14 protein-coding genes are annotated in these 18,031 nt (G+C 60.5%); 6 read left to right on the top strand and 8 right to left on the bottom strand.

All coding sequences use genetic code 11. The annotated features are described in order from the left end of the window. Positions 1–104: 104 nt before the first annotated feature. From QLG10_RS19100 to QLG10_RS19115, 4 genes are all read right to left on the bottom strand, one after another. On the bottom strand, positions 105–1,298 hold the full coding sequence (locus QLG10_RS19100; protein WP_110747355.1) for an acetyl-CoA C-acyltransferase: 1,194 nt from the start codon (positions 1,296–1,298) through the stop codon (positions 105–107). Between the two features lie 12 nt (positions 1,299–1,310). After that, positions 1,311–2,072, bottom strand: coding sequence for an SDR family NAD(P)-dependent oxidoreductase (locus QLG10_RS19105; RefSeq protein ID WP_282487839.1), 762 nt, complete (start codon positions 2,070–2,072; stop codon positions 1,311–1,313). Positions 2,073–2,088: 16 nt separating this feature from the next. Beyond that, entirely contained in the window at positions 2,089–3,753 is a 1,665-nt protein-coding gene (locus QLG10_RS19110; protein WP_110747361.1) for an AMP-binding protein, read from the bottom strand. A gap of 246 nt (positions 3,754–3,999) precedes the next feature. Then, positions 4,000–5,016: an AraC family transcriptional regulator gene (locus QLG10_RS19115; RefSeq protein ID WP_282487840.1), complete on the bottom strand. Its 1,017-nt coding sequence runs from the start codon at positions 5,014–5,016 to the stop codon at positions 4,000–4,002. Positions 5,017–5,733: 717 nt separating this feature from the next. Here QLG10_RS19115 and QLG10_RS19120 point away from each other — a divergent pair. From QLG10_RS19120 to QLG10_RS19135, 4 genes are all read left to right on the top strand, one after another. Further along, the gene (locus QLG10_RS19120) at positions 5,734–6,591 is read left to right on the top strand and encodes an SDR family oxidoreductase (RefSeq protein ID WP_110747369.1); all 858 of its coding nucleotides are present in this window, start codon (positions 5,734–5,736) and stop codon (positions 6,589–6,591) included. Positions 6,592–6,689: 98 nt separating this feature from the next. Continuing rightward, positions 6,690–7,304 (top strand): Yip1 family protein, encoded by a 615-nt coding sequence (locus QLG10_RS19125; protein ID WP_282487841.1) that lies wholly within the window; start codon positions 6,690–6,692, stop codon positions 7,302–7,304. A gap of 10 nt (positions 7,305–7,314) precedes the next feature. Then, a complete protein-coding gene (locus QLG10_RS19130; RefSeq protein ID WP_282487842.1) occupies positions 7,315–8,664 on the top strand; it encodes a sodium:proton antiporter in 1,350 nt (449 codons plus the stop codon). Positions 8,665–8,867: 203 nt separating this feature from the next. After that, on the top strand, positions 8,868–9,344 hold the full coding sequence (locus tag QLG10_RS19135) for a hemerythrin domain-containing protein (RefSeq protein WP_110747377.1): 477 nt from the start codon (positions 8,868–8,870) through the stop codon (positions 9,342–9,344). 146 nt (positions 9,345–9,490) lie between these two features. On the opposite strand, the gene QLG10_RS19140 is transcribed toward QLG10_RS19135, so the two are convergent. Genes QLG10_RS19140 through QLG10_RS19150 form a run of 3 tightly spaced genes read right to left on the bottom strand, consistent with a single transcriptional unit; the run spans position 9,491 to position 15,382 of the window. Continuing rightward, positions 9,491–11,398, bottom strand: a complete 1,908-nt coding sequence (locus QLG10_RS19140) for a PAS domain-containing sensor histidine kinase (RefSeq protein ID WP_282487843.1) — start codon at positions 11,396–11,398, stop codon at positions 9,491–9,493. 7 nt (positions 11,399–11,405) lie between these two features. Next, positions 11,406–13,718: an ATP-dependent DNA helicase gene (locus QLG10_RS19145; RefSeq protein WP_282487844.1), complete on the bottom strand. Its 2,313-nt coding sequence runs from the start codon at positions 13,716–13,718 to the stop codon at positions 11,406–11,408. Beyond that, on the bottom strand, positions 13,715–15,382 hold the full coding sequence (locus QLG10_RS19150; RefSeq protein WP_282487845.1) for a VRR-NUC domain-containing protein: 1,668 nt from the start codon (positions 15,380–15,382) through the stop codon (positions 13,715–13,717). The genes QLG10_RS19145 and QLG10_RS19150 overlap by 4 nt, the downstream gene beginning before the upstream one ends. 196 nt (positions 15,383–15,578) lie before the next feature. Here QLG10_RS19150 and QLG10_RS19155 point away from each other — a divergent pair, with 196 nt between their 5' ends. Both QLG10_RS19155 and QLG10_RS19160 read left to right on the top strand, forming a co-directional pair. After that, complete coding sequence (locus QLG10_RS19155; protein ID WP_110747383.1) at positions 15,579–15,803, top strand: YgdI/YgdR family lipoprotein; 225 nt, start codon at positions 15,579–15,581, stop codon at positions 15,801–15,803. A gap of 95 nt (positions 15,804–15,898) precedes the next feature. Next, on the top strand, positions 15,899–16,558 hold the full coding sequence (locus tag QLG10_RS19160; protein WP_110747386.1) for an MliC family protein: 660 nt from the start codon (positions 15,899–15,901) through the stop codon (positions 16,556–16,558). A 26-nt stretch (positions 16,559–16,584) separates the two neighbouring features. Here QLG10_RS19160 and QLG10_RS19165 read toward each other — a convergent pair whose 3' ends face one another. Continuing rightward, on the bottom strand, positions 16,585–17,991 hold the full coding sequence (locus QLG10_RS19165) for an FAD-dependent oxidoreductase (RefSeq protein ID WP_110747389.1): 1,407 nt from the start codon (positions 17,989–17,991) through the stop codon (positions 16,585–16,587). Positions 17,992–18,031: the final 40 nt, after the last annotated feature.

An 18,031-nucleotide genomic window follows, 5' to 3' on the forward strand; every position in this document is an offset into this window, starting at 1 on the left:
TGTGTAGGAGCTGACGAGTGAAACGAGGCTGCGATCTTTTGATGTTGCTTTTAAAGATCAAGATCAAAAGATCGCAGCCTGCGGCAGCTCCTACAGGGATCGTGTTAGTAGAGGCATTCCACGGCCATGGCCGTCGCTTCGCCGCCACCGATGCAAATCGCTGCAACGCCGCGCTTCAGGCCTTTCTGGCGCAGGGCCGAGAGCAAGGTCACCAGGATCCGTGCGCCAGAGGCGCCGATCGGGTGGCCGAGGGCACAGGCGCCGCCATGCACGTTGAGTTTTTCGTGAGGGATTTCCAGCTTGGTCATGGTCACCAGGCTGACCACGGCGAAGGCTTCGTTGACTTCCACCAGGTCCACGTCGCTCAGCGACCAGCCGGTTTTCTTCATCAATTTCTCGATCGCGCCCACCGGTGCCACCGGGAACAGGCTCGGCGTATCGGCGAATGCCGCATGACCGTGGATCACCGCCAGTGGCTTGAGGCCACGCTTGTCGGCCTCGGACCGGCGCATCATCACCAGTGCCGCCGCACCGTCGGAGATGGAGCTGGAGTTGGCCGCCGTTACGGTACCGCCATCGCGAAACGCCGGTTTCAGCGAGGCAATCTTGTCCAGTCGGGCTTTCGGTGGCTGCTCGTCGTTGCTGATCGTCACCTGTTCCTTGCCGACGGTGACGGTCAACGGCACGATCTCGTCCTTGAAGCTGCCGTCCTTGATGGCCTGCTGGGCGCGGGTGGTCGAGGCCACCGCAAACGCATCCTGGGCTTCGCGGCTGAAACCATTGGTTTCGGCGCAGTCTTCGGCGAAGGTACCCATCAGGCGTCCCTTGTCGTAGGCGTCTTCCAGGCCGTCGAGGAACATTGAATCCAGCACCCGCCCATGCCCCATGCGATAGCCACTGCGTGCACGGTCCAACAGGTACGGCGCGTTGGACATGCTTTCCATGCCACCGGCGACTACCACCTCGGCGCTGCCGGCCACCAGCATGTCATGGGCCAGAATGGCCGCTTCCATGCCCGAGCCGCACATCTTGTTGAGGGTGGTGCAACGGGTCGATTTATCCAGGCCGGCGCCCAGTGCCGCCTGACGCGCAGGCGCCTGGCCCTGGCCGGCAGGCAATACGCAGCCGAACAGCACTTCGTCGACGGCATCGCTGGCAACGCCGGCACGTTCCACCGCGGCCTTGATGGCGGCGGCACCGAGTTGCGGCGCCGTGAGGCTTTTCAGTTCGCCCTGGAAGCCGCCCATCGGGGTGCGCACGGCGCTGACGATAACAATTGGATCGTTGGCAATAGTCATGACAAATCCTCCTTATTTGGCCGCCATGCGCAAGGCACCGTCGAGACGGATCACCTCGCCATTGAGCATGCTGTTTTCAATGATATGCCGGACCAGCGAAGCATACTCGGCGGGTTTGCCCAGGCGCGGTGGAAACGGCACGCCGGCGGCCAGGGAGTCGCGCACTTCCTGGGTCATGCCGGCCATCATTGGTGTTTCGAAAATGCCTGGGGCGATGGTCATTACGCGGATACCGAAGCGCGCCAGTTCACGGGCGGCCGGCAAGGTCAGGCTGACGATCGCCCCCTTGGACGCCGAGTACGCCGCCTGGCCGATCTGGCCGTCGTAAGCCGCCGCAGAGGCGGTGTTGATGATCACGCCGCGCTCGCCATCGGCGTCCGCTTCGGTTTCGGCAATCGCCGCCGAGGCCAGGCGCAACATGTTGAAGCTGCCGATCAGGTTGACGTTGATCACCTGGCTGAAGCTTGCCAGCGCATGCGGACCGTTCTTGCCCAGGATCTTTTCGCCACGCACGATGCCGGCACAATTGACCAGGCCATTGAGGCCACCGAAGGCCTTGACCGTTACCTGCACCGCGGCCTCGGCCGCTGCTTCGTTGCTGATGTCCGCCAACACGCTTTGCGCGCCCAGGCGCTGGGCCTGCGCCGCGACAGCCTCGGCATTCATGTCCACCAGCATCACCTTGGCGCCAGCCGCGACCAGCATTTCAGCGGTGGCCGCACCAAGGCCGGAAGCACCGCCGGTGACGAGAAAAACCTTGTTTTCGATCTGCATGATTGTTTCCTTGGATTCAAGCTGGAACGTTCTTCGCGGCGGCCTCTTGAGCCTTGGCGACTTCCTGGTTGCGCAAGATAAAGCGCTGCAATTTGCCGCTTGGGGTTTTCGGCAACTCGCTGACAAATTCGATTTCGCGGGGATACGAGTGCGCCGCCAGGCGCTTGCGCACGTATTGGCGCAACTCTTCGGCCAGCTCCGGGGTGGCGCGGTATTGCGAGCAGATCACGACGAAGGCCTTGACCAGCTCGGTGCGCTCCGGATCGGGCTTGCCGACCACTGCGGCTTCCACCACCGCCGGGTGCTCGATCAATGCGCTTTCCACATCGAACGGGCCGACGCGGTAGCCGGAGGTGGTGATCACGTCGTCGCTACGGCCAACGAAGCTGATGCTGCCGTCCGGGTTCCACTCGACCGTGTCGCCGCTCAAGTAGTAATTGCCGACGAAGGCCTTGGTCGGCGCGCCTTCGTAGCCAGCGAACCAGCACATCGGCGACTGGGTACGGTCGATGGCCAGAATCCCCGGCTGGCCGACGCCCAGTTCCCGGTAGTCGTCGTCCAGCACCACGATGCGGTGGCCGGGCGAGGCAAAACCGGCGGCGCCCATATGGATCGGGTGCTCCAGGCCATGGTGGTTACACAGCACCATGCCCAGTTCGGTCTGGCCGTAATGGTCATGGATGACCACGTCCAGGTTATCGGCGAACCAGCGGATCACTTCCGGGTTCAGCGGCTCGCCGGCGCTGCTGACAATGCGCAGCTTGCCTTTGATCGACCTGGCGAATTCCTCGCCACCGGCGATCAACAGGCGATAAGCCGTCGGTGAGCCGGTGAGGTTGGTGATCCCGTACTTGTTGATCACCCGGCAGGTGCTTTCCAGGGTAAACGGGCCATCATAGAACGTAATCGGATGCCCCATGGACAGCGGACCTGTCACGCCGAAATAGATGCCGTAGGCCCAGCCTGGGTCGGCCAGGTTCCAGAAGGCGTCTTCGGGGCGCAGATCCACCGCGTCACGGGTGTAGCCCTTGAAGGCGGCGATGGCCTTGAGCGGCACCGACAGCGCTTTCGAAGGGCCGGTGGTGCCCGAGGTGAACATCAGCAGGAACGGGTCTTCGCCGGTCAGCAGCACCGGTTCGCAATCATTGCCGTAGTTGGCCAGTTCGGCCCAGAAGCTGTAGTCACCTCGGACAATGCCCTGCCCTTTGGCACCTGCGACGGTGACGATGGTCGGGCAGTCGGCGACTTCCGCGAGTTTCGAGCGATTGACCGCGTCGGTCACCACTACTTTGGCTCCGGAACTGCCCAGGCGATGCTCGATCGCCTTGGGGCCGAAAGCGGTGAACAACGGTTGGTAGACCGCGCCGATGCGCCAGGTGGCAAACACCGTGATCAGCAATTCGATATTGCGTGGCAGGAGCCCGGCGACTTTGTCGCCTTTTTTCACGCCTTGGGCCAGCAGGAAGTTGGCGAAACGCGCGGCTTTGTCCTGCAGGTCGGTGAACGTGTAGGTCGCGCTGGTGCCGTCACGTCCCTCCCAGAACAACGCGATACGCCCAGGGAGCGCATGCCGGTCGCAACATTCGATACAGGCGTTGAGAGCGGTCAGATTGCCTGCGAGTGCGGCATCGACGGTGTGCTGGTAGTTGAACTGTGAAACAGCAGACAAGTAATCGCGCATTGCCAGAGTCCCTGTATTTTTTGTTAGGTGGGGGAGCCGTAACCAACAGGGAAATACTCGCTCCAGGCGGGGTGTGGGGCAATGGTCAAAGTTATCAAGTTGCTTGACTGGTTTGGCCAAAAACCAACCTGGGAACGCGATCCCTGTAGGAGCTGCCCCAGGCTGCGATCTTTTGATCTGTTTTTCAGCGGCCCCGAAAAGATCAGGATCAAAAGATCGCAGCCTGCGGCAGCTCCTACAGGGGGGTTAGAGAGATTCGTTGAGAATCAAACTGCGATAATGCCCGGGGTTGGACCCCGACCATTTGCGAAATGCCTTGTAGAACGAACTCGTATCGGCAAACCCCAGCCGGGCGGCGATGTCGGCGAAGCTGATGGCCGGTTCCGCCAGCCAGGCGATGGCCAGTTCCTTGCGCACGCTGTCCTTGAGCCCCTGATACGTCTGGCCTTCCTCGGCCAGGCGACGGCGCAGGGTCGAGGCCGACATGTACAGGCGTTGCGCCAGGGCTTCGGTCTCCGGCCACTGCTCGGCGGGCAGTTGCCGCAGGTCCTGCTTGATCCGGCTGGCCAGGCTTTGCGGGTCGCGGTACTTGACCAGGATGTTGGCCGGCGCATGGGCCAGGAAGCGCCTCAGCTCCTCAAGGCTGCGCTTGATCGGCAGGCCCAGGCAGTCAGCGGAAAAGATCATCCGTGTACGTGGTCGGTCGAAACGCAGGTTTTCGGAGAACATCACCTGATAGTCATGGCAGAAATCCGGCTGAGCACAGCGCAGCTCGATCGCCAGGATGGGAATTCGACGTCCTGCCAACCAGCAGGCTACGCCGTGCACGATCATCCAGTAGGTAAAATAAGTGAAAGCCCGGCGCGGCTCATGGCCGTCTTCGAGCAACACGATTTCCGCCAGGCTTTGCTGATGAACCAGCTCGGCAGGCATGCGCTCGAGCATCAACGACAGGAAGCTCAAACCCGTGGTGAGCCCGGCCGCCAGGCTTGGCTGGACCATGGCGCAGCGACAGAGAAACTCCAGGCTGCCGGACTTGAGCTTGCGCGTGTCCATGCCGAAAAACTCGTCATCCCCTCGCCGAGCCAACAAGCGCCACAGGCGCGCATAAGCGCTGGCCGCAACACGGGCGTCGCTGCTGGCGAGCAACGCCGGATCAATGCCAACCTTGTGCAATACCTCATCGGTGGCTGCGCCCGGTTCGCAACTTTGCAGCAGCGCTTCACGCACCAACTGAATGGAAATGGTGTCTTTTTCCGACATCACGCGAGGCGAGCCCTGTTCTGGTTCGAGGAGGTGGGCATATTAACGCAGCCGCCAGCCCGGCGCAGATCCCTGTAGCAGGTAGCTTGTCGGTGTAGTCGGCCTGGTAGCCTATCTTTTGTTGACTGCTTACATATCCATTCCTGCAGTAACGGCCGCCTATCTTTTGTTGAATGTGTACATATCCATTCCTGCGGTAATGGCGGCTTATGGTTTCGCTTTTACAGCGACTCCCTTTTTCAAACGCCAAAAAGGAAGCAAAAGGCTTTGCCCCACCACTCGGTGCCGAGCCTTAGCGAGGCACCGAACGCCAGGGGCAAGAGCCCTTGGTTACTTGGGGCTCTTCCAAGTGACTCGCTGTAAAAGCGAAACCCTAAGTGGCCGTTACCGCAGCAATGGATATGTACTCAGTCCCCCCATTGGCCCCAGGACGCCCTCGCCGGCAAGCCTGGCTCCTACAGTAAAAGCGAAACCCTAAGTACCCGTTACCGCAGCAATGGATATGTACTCAGTCCCCCCCCATTGGCCGCCAGGACGCCTTCGCCGGCAAGCCTGGCTCCTACAGTAAAAGCGAAACCCTAAGCGGCCGTTACCGCAGCAACGGATAGTTACTCTACCAACAAACAACGATTCCAATGGTTCTTCATCCAACCGAACTCCACCCAAAAGGCCAAGGTCAACCCTTTGACCGCCCAACCTTTAACCCGGAGATCAATGATGAACGACTACCCAAAACCACCCTTCCCCAAACAACACCAACCCGTCCCCGGCTCCCAGCGCAAAATGGACCCGTACCCCGACTGCGGCGAGCAGAGCTATAAGGGTTCGGGCCGATTGAACGGCAAGATCGCCCTGATTACCGGGGGCGATAGCGGTATAGGTCGCGCGGTGGCCATTGCCTTCGCCCGTGAAGGTGCCGACGTGGCCGTGGCGTATCTTGATGAGCAGGAAGATGCGCAGGAAACCGCGCGCTGGGTTGAACAGGCCGGCCGCCAATGCCTGCTGCTGCCCGGCGACCTGGCGCACAAGGTGCATTGCCGGGCGTTGGTGGAGAAAACGGTTGAGCGTTTCGGCCGCATCGACATCCTGGTCAACAACGCGGCGTTCCAGATGACCCACGAAAACCTCGAGGACATCCCTGACGAAGAATGGGTGATGACCTTCGACGTCAACATCACCGCCATTTTCAGGATCTGCCAGGCGGCCCTCAAGCACATGCAACCCGGCAGTTCGATCATCAACACCAGCTCGGTCAACTCCGACATGCCCAACCCCACCCTGCTGGCGTATGCCACGACCAAGGGCGCGATCGCCAACTTCACCGCCGGCCTGGCGCAAATGCTCGGACCGAAGAATATCCGGGTCAACAGCGTGGCGCCGGGACCGATCTGGACGCCGCTGATCGTCTCGACGATGCCAGAGGAAACGGTACAGAACTTCGGCGCCAACACCCCGCTTGGCCGTCCGGGCCAGCCGGTGGAAGTGGCGCCGATCTATGTGCTACTGGCCTCGGACGAAGGCAGCTACATCACCGGTCAGCGTTTTGGGGTGACCGGGGGCAAGCCGATCCTGTGATAACGCGATGCCCCTGAAAAATGGAACCGAGCCACTGTTTCAATGCTCAACACTGCATAGGCCCCCTCTGGCGGGCCTTTCGATTCCTGGAGATCGTCATGTCCGCACCTATCGTCAAACTGTTTACTCAGCCAAACTTTGCGTGGACGGATATTCGCAGGGAAGAAGAAGCGCATCCACGCCACTACCTCGCCCATTTGCTCCTCCTGGCCTTGATCCCCGCCGTTTGCCTGTTCATTGGCACCACCTATGTCGGCTGGAGCCTGGCGGAAAACGAAACGGTCCGCCTCAGCCTCCGCAGCGCGTTGCAACTGTGCGTCCTGCTGTATCTGTGCACACTTGCCGGCGTCGCCATCATGGGCGGTTTCATCCGCTGGATGTCACGTACCTTCGACGCACGCCCTACGCTCAACCAGTGCATTGGTTTTGCCGCCTACACCGCCACCCCGTTTTTCCTGGCGGGCATTGCCGGCCTTTATCCCAGTCGCTGGCTGGCGATCCTGGTACTGGCTAGTGCCTCGGCCTATTCGACGTTCTTGCTGTTCGTCGGGTTGCCGACCTTCATGCACGAGCGCAAGGAGCAAGGCCTGCTCAATGCCACCTGTGTCTGGGGCGTCGGTTTGCTGGTGCTGGTCACCCTTCTGGTGAGCATGATTCTGCTGTGGTTCAACGTGCTGACGCCGGAGTACTTGCGCGCGACCGTCAGTCAATGATCCCCGGGCCATGAGCTTCATTGCCTGGGTCGCGGTGCTGGGTGCCGTGCTGCTGACGCTGGCACTGACCTCGTCCTATCTGCGCTGGATGCCGGTGACCACCTCGGCCGTGTGCCTGGCGTTGGGGGTGGTCATCGGGCCGGCGGGGCTCGGTTGGCTGAGGCTGGACATCAAGGACGCGGCGTTCTGGATGGAGCACCTGACGGAAGTCGCGGTGCTATTTTCGTTGTTCGTCTGTGGCCTCAAGCTGCGCCTGCCCCTGAGGGACCGAAGATGGCGTGTAGCTTTCGGGCTGGCCGGGCCAGTCATGGTCCTGACCATTATCGGTGTTTGCCTATTGCTGCATTATGCCTTCGCCTTGCCATGGGGACCGTCGCTGCTGATCGGTGCGATCCTGGCGCCCACCGATCCGGTACTGGCCTCGCTGGTGCAAGTCAACGATGCCAAGGACGTCGACGCGGTTCGCTTCGGCCTGTCCGGTGAGGCCGGGCTCAATGATGGCGTTGCGTTTCCCTTCGTGATCCTGGGCTTGCTGTTTATCGAGCAAGGCAGCGGCGCATCCACTGCCTGGCTCGATGACTGGGCGCTCAAACGCCTGCTGTGGGCGGTGCCTGCCGGCTTGCTGGTCGGCTATGGCATGGGACGCGTGATCGGGCGCCTCACATTGTCCATGCGCATCAGAAATGCCGACAGCACCCTGTCGCCCAACGACTACCTGACCTTTGCCCTTATCGCCTTGGCGTATGTCGCGGCAGAGTCGGTCCATGGCTACGGTTTCCTATCGGTGTTCGCGGCGGGCCTGGGGTTGCGTCGAGCCGAGGTCAAGTCGATGGGGCACTCCCAGACGCCCGCCGAGCATCTGGTGCAGCCGGTGGTCGGTCATCAGAACGTCGAGCCCGATGCCGCCGTGCATGGCGATGTGGCGAACCTGGAGGAAGCGCAGGTGGCGGCCGGGATCATGATCGGCGACATGCTGTCCTTTGGCAGCCTGGTCGAACGGGCCATGGAAGTGTTCCTGGTGACGTTGCTCGGGGTCGTGCTGGTGGGTCACTGGGACTGGCGCGCGCTGGCGGTTGCGTTGGTATTGTTCTGCGTGATCCGGCCGCTGATTGTCGCGCTGGCGCCTTGGGGAACGTTGCTTGACGGCAAGCAACGGCTGTTGATCGGCTGGTTCGGGATTCGCGGCATCGGTAGTTTCTACTACCTGTTCTACGCCTTGAATCACAACCTCGCACCGACGATGGCCACCTTGTGCACCGACCTCACGCTCTCGGTGGTCGCACTGAGCATTCTGATTCACGGCATCAGCACCCAGCCGCTTCTCGCCCACTATGAACGGCAAAAGCCCCCATCCGCTTGATCGCTGACGACTGTGGCGAAGTGCATGAACCAAATCCCGACTTCATGCAGCCTGCACGACCCCTAATGGCCATTAGCGTTTGTAACCCATTGAATTTCAGGCGCTTACCCGAGACAGCAAAGCGGCACGACAAATGCTCCACAACGATGAGTGTCCTGCGGAATCAACCGTGCGAGCTGCCCTCAATCTGGAGAAACTCGACCATGAATGCCATAGACCTGTTGAAAGCCGACCATGAACGCGTGAAAGGCATCCTCAGCCAACTGAGTGAGTCCACCGAGCGCGGTCTGAAAAAGCGCGCCGATCTCCTTGCAAAGCTGGAGATGGAAATTTCGATTCATACCCGCCTTGAAGAAGACATCCTGTACCCGGCCTACAAGGAAGCCGGTGGCAAGGAGCAGGACATCATGTATTACGAAGCCAAGGAAGAACACCGTACGGTGGATTCCCTGGTGCTACCGGACCTGAAAGTCACCGACCCGTCCACGCCCGAGTTCGCCGGTCGCGTCAAGGTGGTCAAGGAACTGCTCGAACACCACATTGAAGAGGAAGAGACCACGATGTTTCCCCAGGCCAAGAAGCTGCTGGGTAAAGCGGCGCTGGATGAACTGGGGGCAAAAATGGAGACCCTCAAGGCCCGCCTGAAAAAGGAACTCGACGCCTCGCATATGGCGGCCTGAGAGCCAGGTGCAACATAACGACCCGGGTTAAAAACCTGTAGGAGCGAGCATGCTCGCGATGAACTTGAGAGCTCCGAGGGGTGTCAGGTGACCAACGTCATCGTTGACGACCATCGCGACGGTGCGACGATTCGACATGCTCGCTCCTACATGGCGGAAGCGATAATTTCCACCAGGTTCAACTGGGTAAACGGCTTGGACAACCGCGGTAACCTGGCTGCAAACCCTTCCAGGCGATCGGCATATCCAGTGGCCAGGATAATCGGCATGTCGGGGTTGCGCTCGCGGATGGCTTGCGCCAATTGCGCGCCACTCATCTGGGGCATCGCCATGTCGGTAATGACGAGATCAATGGTCGTATTGTTTTCGAATACCTCCAGTCCCTGAGCACCCGACGTCGCGGCGATCACCTGGTGACCGAGGTCTTCCAGCAACAGGCAAGTGCTGGTCAACACCAGGCTGTCGTCGTCCACCACCAGGATGCACAAGCGAGGGACTTGCGGCGTTGCCGGGAGCTCTTCAAGGGGGGCCGCGATCGAGCCTTCCGAGGCCACAGGCAACCACAGTTCTGCAGTCGTGCCCTGGTTTTTCTGGCTCTTGAGAATGAATCGTCCGCCCAGTTGTTCGATGAAGCCATGGACCATCGACAACCCCAGACCAGTCCCCTTGCCCAGCCCTTTGGTGGTGAAGAACGGATCCATTGCCGAGGCCAGCGTTGCTTCATCCATCCCGTCACCTGTGTCGGTGATGCTCAGGCACACGTAACGCCCCGCTCGTAACGGATCAGAGACAGTTTCAACGCGGGCACTGATGACGATCTTTCCGCCATCGGGCATGGCATCGCGGGCGTTGGTGGCCAGGTTCAGCATTGCCAATTCGAGCTGGTTGATATCGGCCAGGACCGGCTCGATTCGCTCCGGAAAACGGGTTTCCAGTGCCACCGAAGGTCCCAGCGAACTGCGCAGCAGTCCGCTGATGCCCTGCACCAGGGCGGGAAGCTCCACAGGTTCGGATTTGAGCTCTTGCTTCCTGGCAAAAGCCAGCATGCGCTGGGTCAAGGACACGCCGCGCAATGCACCCTGGGTGGCATTGTCGAGCAACCGGACGATTTTCGGGTCGTCCGCGAGGCGTTTGCGCACGATTTCCAGATTGCCAAGAATGACTGTGAGCAGATTATTGAAGTCGTGGGCAATCCCCCCACTGAGCTGGCCGATGGCTTGCATCTTTTGCGCCTGGAACAGCGCTTCGCGGGTTTGTTCAAGCGCCTGCTGCGCCTGGGTCGCTTCGGTGATGTCGCGGGTGATCTTGGCAAAACCGAGCAACGTACCGGTTTCCCCCCAGATCGGATCGACGACGACGTGAGCCAGGAACCTCGTGCCGTCCTTGCGCACCCGCCATCCCTTGTTCTCGAAGCGCCCCTCACGCGTGGCAATCTCCAGTGCCCGGCCTGGCAAGCCGGTCGCCTTGTCTTCAGGGGTGTAGAACATCGAAAAATGCTGGCCAATGACTTCTTCGGGCAAATAGCCCTTGATCCGTTGGGCCCCCAGGTTCCAGTTGGTCACGCGACCATCCGGGGCGAGCATGTAGATGGCGTAGTCTGTGACGCTTTGCACCAGTAAGCGAAACTGTTGCTCGCTTTGCTTGAGGGTCTCTTCGGCCATCTTGCGGTCGGTCAGGTCACGGGTAATCTTGGCAAATCCCAGCAGCGTGCCCGACGGGTCGTAAATCGGATCGATCACCACGTGGGACCAGAAATGCGTGCCGTCCTTGCGCACACGCCAGCCTTCACCTTCGAATCGACCCTCGCGAATGGCCGTGTCCAGCGCCCGCTGAGGCAAGCCGGCACGACGATCTTCATCGGTGTAGAAGCGCGAAAAATGCTGGCCGAGAATCTCGGCTTCCTCATAGCCCTTGAACCGCCGGGCCCCTGCGTTCCAGCTGGTAATGATGCCATCGGGGTCAATCATGTAGATCGCGTAGTCAACCACCGCATCGATCAGCAGGCGCAAGCGCCTGTCCTCAATGACCCTGGCCTGGATTCGATCTTCGCTCATTGATCCCTCACATCGGGTGCTGTAACTCAGCAGTATGCGATAAACCATCCATTTGAACAGCCGCCGAAGCAATTGACCACCAGCGCGGCAGCAATTGCCTGACCTTGTTGTCGCCAAACCGGTCATCGATCAACATCACCACGCCTTGGTCCTGCTGTGTACGAATCACTCTGCCAGCGGCCTGCACCACTTTTTGTACGCCGGGATACAGGTAGGTGTAGTCGTAGCCCGCACCGAACATGGCCGCCATGCGCTGCTTGAGTTGCTCGTTGACCGGGTTGAGCTGCGCCAACCCCAAGGTGGCGATGAACGCGCCAATCAAGCGTGCACCCGGCAAATCGATGCCTTCGCCAAACGCCCCGCCCAACACCGCAAAGCCAACGCCTTGGCCTTCGGCGGTGAACCGGTCGAGGAACGCCTGGCGTTGCGCCTCCGCCATGCCCCGTGACTGTGACCATAGATTGATCCCGGGATAGCGCTCGGCGAGCAACTGCGCCACTTGCTGCAGGTAATCGAAACTGCTGAAGAACGCCAGGTAATTGCCGGGGCGCCGCATGAACTGCCGGGCGATCAGTTCGACGATCGGCGCCAGGGATGCCTGGCGATGAACGAAACGCGTGGAGATCTGGTTGATGATCTGAACATGTAGTTGATCGGCATGAAACGGCGACTCGACGTCGATGCACACGGTATTGGCCGGTGTACCCAGCAAGTCGGCGTAATAGTGGCGAGGACTGAGGGTCGCCGAGAACAGTACGGTGCTGCGGGCAGCGCTCAGGCGCGGCCCGATGAAGCCTGCGGGCACCACGTTGCGCAGACACAGTTGCGAGAGGTTGCGCTTGCGGTCGAGGTCGCGTTTGCTGATGTCGAACAGGTACTGCTGGTCGAAGAGTTCGGCCACCCGACAGAACTGCAGTACCTCGAAGTAAAAGCTTTGCAATGCGCTGTCCAGTCCCTGCGGATGATCGTTGAGGTAATCGCCGATGCTGGCGCTGCACGACGACAAGGCCTGGAGCAGTTTTTCCGGTGGCTTGTCATAGGCCTGATAAGCAGCAGACTGCTGGTTATGCAAGGCGTTCCATTCGCGGTTGACTCGCTGCAGCGGTTTTCTCAACGCCTCGGGGGCGTTTTTTCGTACGCCATCGAGGGTCGACTGATCAAGGATGGCGCTGTACATCTGCCGACCACGTTCCACCAGGTTGTGGGCCTCGTCGACCAATACCGCGACTTTCCAGGTGTTGGCCTGGGCCAGGCCGAACAGCAGCGCACTGAAATCGAAGTAATAGTTGTAATCGGCAACCACCACGTCGGCCCAGCGGGCCATTTCCTGGCTCAGGTAATACGGGCATACCCCATGCTCCAGGGCGACCTGGCGCAATGCAGCCTGGTTCAGCAGGCTCAGCTCGCTGGCGGCCTGGCGTGCCGCCGGCAATCGATCGTAAAAGCCCTGGGCCAAAGGACAGGATTCACCGTGGCAGGCCTTGTCCGGATGTTCGCAGGCCTTGTCCCTGGCGATCATCTCCAGCACCCGCAAAGGCGGCGCATCGGCGCGTTCGAGGATCACTTGCGCGGCGTCCAGGGCCAGCTTGCGTCCCGGGGTTTTCGCCGTGAGGAAATACACCTTGTCCAGGTGCTGGGGTGCCAGGGCCTTGAGCAGCGGGAACAGGGTACCGATGGTCTTGCCAATCCCCGTGGGTGCCTGGGCCATCAGGCAACGCCCGGTACTGACAGCCTTGAACACCGATTCGGCGAGGTGACGCTGCCCGGGGCGAAACTCGGCATGGGGAAACGCCAGCTGTCGCGCCGCAAGGTCACGCCTTTGGCGATGGGCCGTTTCCTGTTCGGCCCAGTGCAGGAACAGGCCGCAATGGTGTTCAAAGAACTGCCTGAGCTCGGTGGCGCTGAACGCTTCGAGCAGACAGGTTTCCCTTTCGCTGACGATATCGAAATACACCAGCGCCAGGTTGATCTGCGCCAGGTTGAGTTTGCGGCACATCAGCCAGCCATAGACTTTGGCCTGTGCCCAATGCAGTTGCCGGTGGTTGGCCGGTTGCTTGCTCAAGTCACCACGGTAGGTCTTGACCTCTTCGAGGCAATTTTGCGAGGGATCATAGCCGTCCGCCCTGCCCTTGACCGTCAGGTCCTGATACGCACCTTCGAGGGCGATTTCACTCTGGTAGTCGTCACTGCGCCGTGACGCCACCGTACGGTGCCCGACGATGCCTTCCAGGGCGGTCGGCGAGGGAGTGAAGCGCAAGTCGAGGTCCCCGACCTTGGCGGTAAACTCACATAACGCCCGCACCGCGATGCTGTAGCTCAAGCGCCCTGCTCCGCCCATTGCACATAACACACGGCAATCGGCATCCGGTGCTCATGACAGAACTCCAGCCAGCGCAGCTGGTTATCCTGCAGGCGATCGCCCGGCCCCTTGACTTCGATCATGCGGTAGGTTTTTTCCTGTGGCCAGAACTGGATCAGGTCCGGCATGCCCGCCCGATTGGCCTTGATGTCCAGCAATAACCGATTGAACCAGTGCTTGAGGTGTTCGGCAGGTAAGCAGTCCAGCGCCTGCTCCAGCAACGGCTCGCTGAGTGCGCCCCAGAACACGAATGGCGACTGCACGCCCCACTTTTGGGCATAGCGCAGGCGGATGGTCTCAAGGTATCGACCGTCGTCGAGTTCATCGAAGCAGGCCTGGAACAATTCGGCCCGGCGGCTGTGGAAGTCTTCGCTCAACAGGTCCACTGGACCGCGTTGGAACGGATGGAAAAACGCCCCCGGCAGCGGGGCAAAAATCGCCGGCCAGCACAGCAACCCGAACAGCGAGTTGACCAGGCTGTTTTCGACGTAATGAACCGGCGCCGAGTCTTCGCCCAGGTGCGCCTGCACGTAGTCCTCCACTGACAACATCGGGTCGGTCCTGCTCAGTTGCAGCTCCAGGCGTTCCATCTGTCGTGGGGCTGGACGCTTGACCGCCGGTCCGCCCAGCTTGCGACGCAACCTGGGCAGGATACGCAGCAGGTGTTGCTGTTCCGCGGCGTTTTGCGGTGCTTGTTCGGCCTGGCACGCCAGGTCAAGGGCCAGTCGGTACTCACCGCAGCGTTCCAACACTCGGATCATGCGCAAGCGCGCGCCGGGATACACGCAATCCCGGTACAGGGTCAACGCGGCACAGAAATCACCGGCGCGCTCGCACGCCTGGCCCATCTGGAATAACTGCTTGTCACGACGTCTCTGCAGCCAGGGATTGCCCAGTATCAGGCCGTTGATCTGGGCGACAATCGCGACCACCGACTCGCCGGCCTCGAAAAGCTGCTGGCACTGGTAAAGGAACAGGCAGGCATCGACATCCTCGCGGCTTTGCAAGCCTCGGGAATCGGCGCAAAAATCGACCTTTTCATAGGTGAAGACCCCAAGGTCCGCCAGGACGAATTCAGACCAATCCTGGTAAAGATTGCCAAAAAACATCAAGCGCAGGCGATCGCACAGGCCCATGATGGTCAGGCTGAACAAGCGATCACCGAGCGCCGGACACCAATCCTTGAAGGATTGCTCGTGAGGAAACTGCTCGCACAGTGCCGGCAGCCAGTCGGTCTTTTTACCCTTGGGTTGAGTGATGGCGCTGCCCAGGCATTGAAGAATTTCCGCCTTGAGCAACACTTCAAATAACGCCTCGACCGACAACGGCTGGTGCTCGTCGAGCCAGCCCAACGCGAGCAACGGCCGGGCTGCGCTGGCGATATCGCCGATCTCGACGTAATGCAATTTGCTGGCGCGAAAATGCATGCCTTTGCGCATGACCAGCCTGACCAGCAGCGCCCGGGCCTCGCGGGGCAAGCCATTGAAGTCGTGAATAAAGCGGTGCTCCTCGACGCTCAACACGTCGGCATAACGTTGCTCAAGCCAATCAAGCACTTGCATGAAGTTGTTGAGGTAGTAGAACGGGTCGTCGAGAGGATTTGCAGTCACGGGAAAAGGAGCCACGATTAACAAGCACTGGTTATGCATACAGATACCAGCAACGCCCTGCCCCATGCAAATGGAAAAGGATAAGCGGCGGCGCTGTAAGGGATTTTTGCCTTGGGAATAGAACTTTCTGCTGTTGCATGGCACCAACCGCCAAGGAACGGCATTCGCTTGCGACAGCCACACTGGTTTTTTTTAACAATGAGAGGTGATTATGAACATCAAGACTCTGGCGTTTCCCATTGCGGTAGCGGCCTTCATCGCACTGGCCGGCTGCTCGACGCCCACGGTGGTCACCCTGCAGAACGGCACCCAGTACCTGACCAAGGACATGCCAAAAACCAAGACCAAGGATGGTTTCTTCGAGTTCGAGGATATTTCCGGAGCCAAGGTCAAAGTCAAGGCCGATGATGTTGCCACGATTCGCCAGGAAGACTGAGCCCGCGAATCGTGTTGCCTGCGCCCCTGTGTGGCAGGTTTCGAGCACTGCCTTACACTGCGATAGACCCAGTGCGACCTAATGATGGTGTCGAAATGAAAATGGTCACGCCACTTTTGACTCCTCTCCTCGCGGTCGCCGCTTGGGTTTCAATGAGTCTTTGTGCAAATGCCGCGACACCTGCTCGATCCTTCAATACCAGCTTCGACTGCGCCACGGCTCGGGGGGCCGTTGAAAAGCTTATCTGTCGCGACGCTCGACTGGCGCAGATGGATATCGAGCTGACGCGCCTGTATCGCCTGGCGCTCACCGATGAGCATTCGGTGCCGCGACCCGACAAAGTCGAGATCGACCAGCGCTTCTGGCTGCTCGCCCGCGATCAATGCGCGACCGAAGCCGATCCCAAGGCATGCACGGTGAGCCAGTATGCCGAGCGTGCGCACCAACTTCGCCAAGGCTCGGCCATTGCCAGGACCAAGGACCCCAGCAGGCTCACCGAAGGCCCGCAGGCCTTTCGCTGCGCCGGGCTTGGCGCGTTGGTGGCCGCCACGTTCTTCACTGTCGAACCGGCAGTGGTTTACCTGAAATGGGCCAATACCTCGACCACGCTGGAACAGGTGCCGAGTTCCTCCGGAGCCCTGTACCGGGGCAAGGACTACAGGGGCAGCCAAAGCTTCTGGCAAAACGGCAACGATGCCCTGTTGCAGATGCCGGGCGCAGGTGAAATGAGGTGCACGGTTGAACCTGTGAGTTGATCACGGATCATCGAAGGCAACACTGTTCAGTGCATCAAGCCTTCCATGAACCCTGCGACCCCGCTGGCGAGCATGCGCCGCCATGGCGCACTGGTCGGGTTGGCCAGGGTCTGGTCTTCATGGACGAAGCTGCGGATGATCGCGTTGTAGCCGAGCCAGCGCCAAGGTTCGGGCTCCCAGGCCTTGAGCGCGTGCAGTCCGCCCTGGGCAATTACCCAGGGTTGGCTGACTCGTTCGGTGTCGCGCTGCAGGATCAGGTCGGCAAGGGTCCTGCCACCCAGGTTGCTGGCACCCACACCCTCCCCGCCATAACCGCCGGACAAGGCGATGCCGCTGGCCTGGTCGCAGAGCATGTGCGGCTTGAAGTGCCGCGACATGCCCAGGTTACCGCCCCAGCCGTGGGTGATCTGTACATTGCGAAGCTGTGGAAACAGTTCGCCGAACAGATAGCGCCGCAACTCGATTTCGCTGCGCGTCAGGTCAAAGTCATGGCGCAGCTTGCCGGCAAACTGATAGCCCCCGCGAGCGCCGAAGATCAATCGGTTATCTGCCGTTCGTTGGCCATAGGTCACTTGGCGACTGTTTTCGCTGAAGGCCTGGCCATGACTCAAGCCGATCTCGTCCCAGGTGGCGGCTGACAGCGGTTCGGTGGCCACGATCAGGCTTTGCACCGGCAACTGATAACGTCCCAAGGGTGGCAAGGTCACCGAATAGCCTTCGACAGCCGGTACCACCCAGCGGCTGCGCACCGTCGCCTGGGCAGTGCGAAGGCTGCCGGACTGCCAATGATTCACCGGGCTGTTCTCGTAAATCCGCACGCCCATGCGCTCGACCGCGCGCGCCAGTCCTCGGACCAGCTTGGCCGGATGGAGGGTCGCGACATGTGGCGCATAAATAGCGCCATAAGGCTTGGCCAGGCGAATCTGCTGCGCCATCTGTTGCGGGTTCAGCCAGCGGTAGTCGTTTTCGTTGAGTCCCTGGCTGTACAGCTTGTCCAGGTACTGGCGCAATGTCGCCTCCTGCTCGGGGTAGCGCGCGGCACAATAGAGGGCGCCGCCTTTACGATAATCGCAATCGATGCCTTCACGTTCGATGACGCTTTTCACTTCATCAGGGATGTCGTGGAGCAAATCGTAAGAGGCACGACGTTGCTCGGGTGACAACGAAGCGAGTAGACGGTCTTCGCCCAGCAGATTGCCCATCAACCACCCGCCGTTACGCCCCGAGGCACCGAAACCGGCTGTTTGCGCTTCTATGATGACAATATTCAGGCCAGGCGCCTGTCGCTTCAGGTAGTAGGCCGTCCAGAGCCCGGTGTACCCCGCGCCGATGATGGCAACATCGACATCCAGATCCTGTTCCAGCGACGCACGCGCCAGCAATGGCTCGTCGAGCTGGTCCATCCACAAGCTGATAGTGCGCCACGCCGGCATTCAAGACTCCGCCACTCAGATTTCGATGGCGTTGATCCTA

Source organism: Pseudomonas sp. V98_8, assembly GCF_029967975.1.
GTDB lineage: Bacteria > Pseudomonadota > Gammaproteobacteria > Pseudomonadales > Pseudomonadaceae > Aquipseudomonas > Aquipseudomonas umsongensis.

Excerpts from the sequence above, each read along its gene's own strand:
- QLG10_RS19105 (WP_282487839.1), bottom strand. The coding sequence starts at position 2,072 with ATGCAGATCGAAAACAAGGTTTTTCTCGTCACCGGCGGTGCTTCCGGC.
- QLG10_RS19155 (WP_110747383.1), top strand. The coding sequence starts at position 15,579 with ATGAACATCAAGACTCTGGCGTTTCCCATTGCGGTAGCGGCCTTCATC.
- QLG10_RS19110 (WP_110747361.1), bottom strand. The coding sequence starts at position 3,753 with ATGCGCGATTACTTGTCTGCTGTTTCACAGTTCAACTACCAGCACACC.
- QLG10_RS19130 (WP_282487842.1), top strand. The coding sequence starts at position 7,315 with ATGAGCTTCATTGCCTGGGTCGCGGTGCTGGGTGCCGTGCTGCTGACG.
- QLG10_RS19135 (WP_110747377.1), top strand. The coding sequence starts at position 8,868 with ATGAATGCCATAGACCTGTTGAAAGCCGACCATGAACGCGTGAAAGGC.
- QLG10_RS19115 (WP_282487840.1), bottom strand. The coding sequence starts at position 5,016 with ATGTCGGAAAAAGACACCATTTCCATTCAGTTGGTGCGTGAAGCGCTG.
- QLG10_RS19165 (WP_110747389.1), bottom strand. The coding sequence starts at position 17,991 with ATGCCGGCGTGGCGCACTATCAGCTTGTGGATGGACCAGCTCGACGAG.
- QLG10_RS19140 (WP_282487843.1), bottom strand. The coding sequence starts at position 11,398 with ATGAGCGAAGATCGAATCCAGGCCAGGGTCATTGAGGACAGGCGCTTG.
- QLG10_RS19120 (WP_110747369.1), top strand. The coding sequence starts at position 5,734 with ATGAACGACTACCCAAAACCACCCTTCCCCAAACAACACCAACCCGTC.
- QLG10_RS19160 (WP_110747386.1), top strand. The coding sequence starts at position 15,899 with ATGAAAATGGTCACGCCACTTTTGACTCCTCTCCTCGCGGTCGCCGCT.
- QLG10_RS19100 (WP_110747355.1), bottom strand. The coding sequence starts at position 1,298 with ATGACTATTGCCAACGATCCAATTGTTATCGTCAGCGCCGTGCGCACC.
- QLG10_RS19125 (WP_282487841.1), top strand. The coding sequence starts at position 6,690 with ATGTCCGCACCTATCGTCAAACTGTTTACTCAGCCAAACTTTGCGTGG.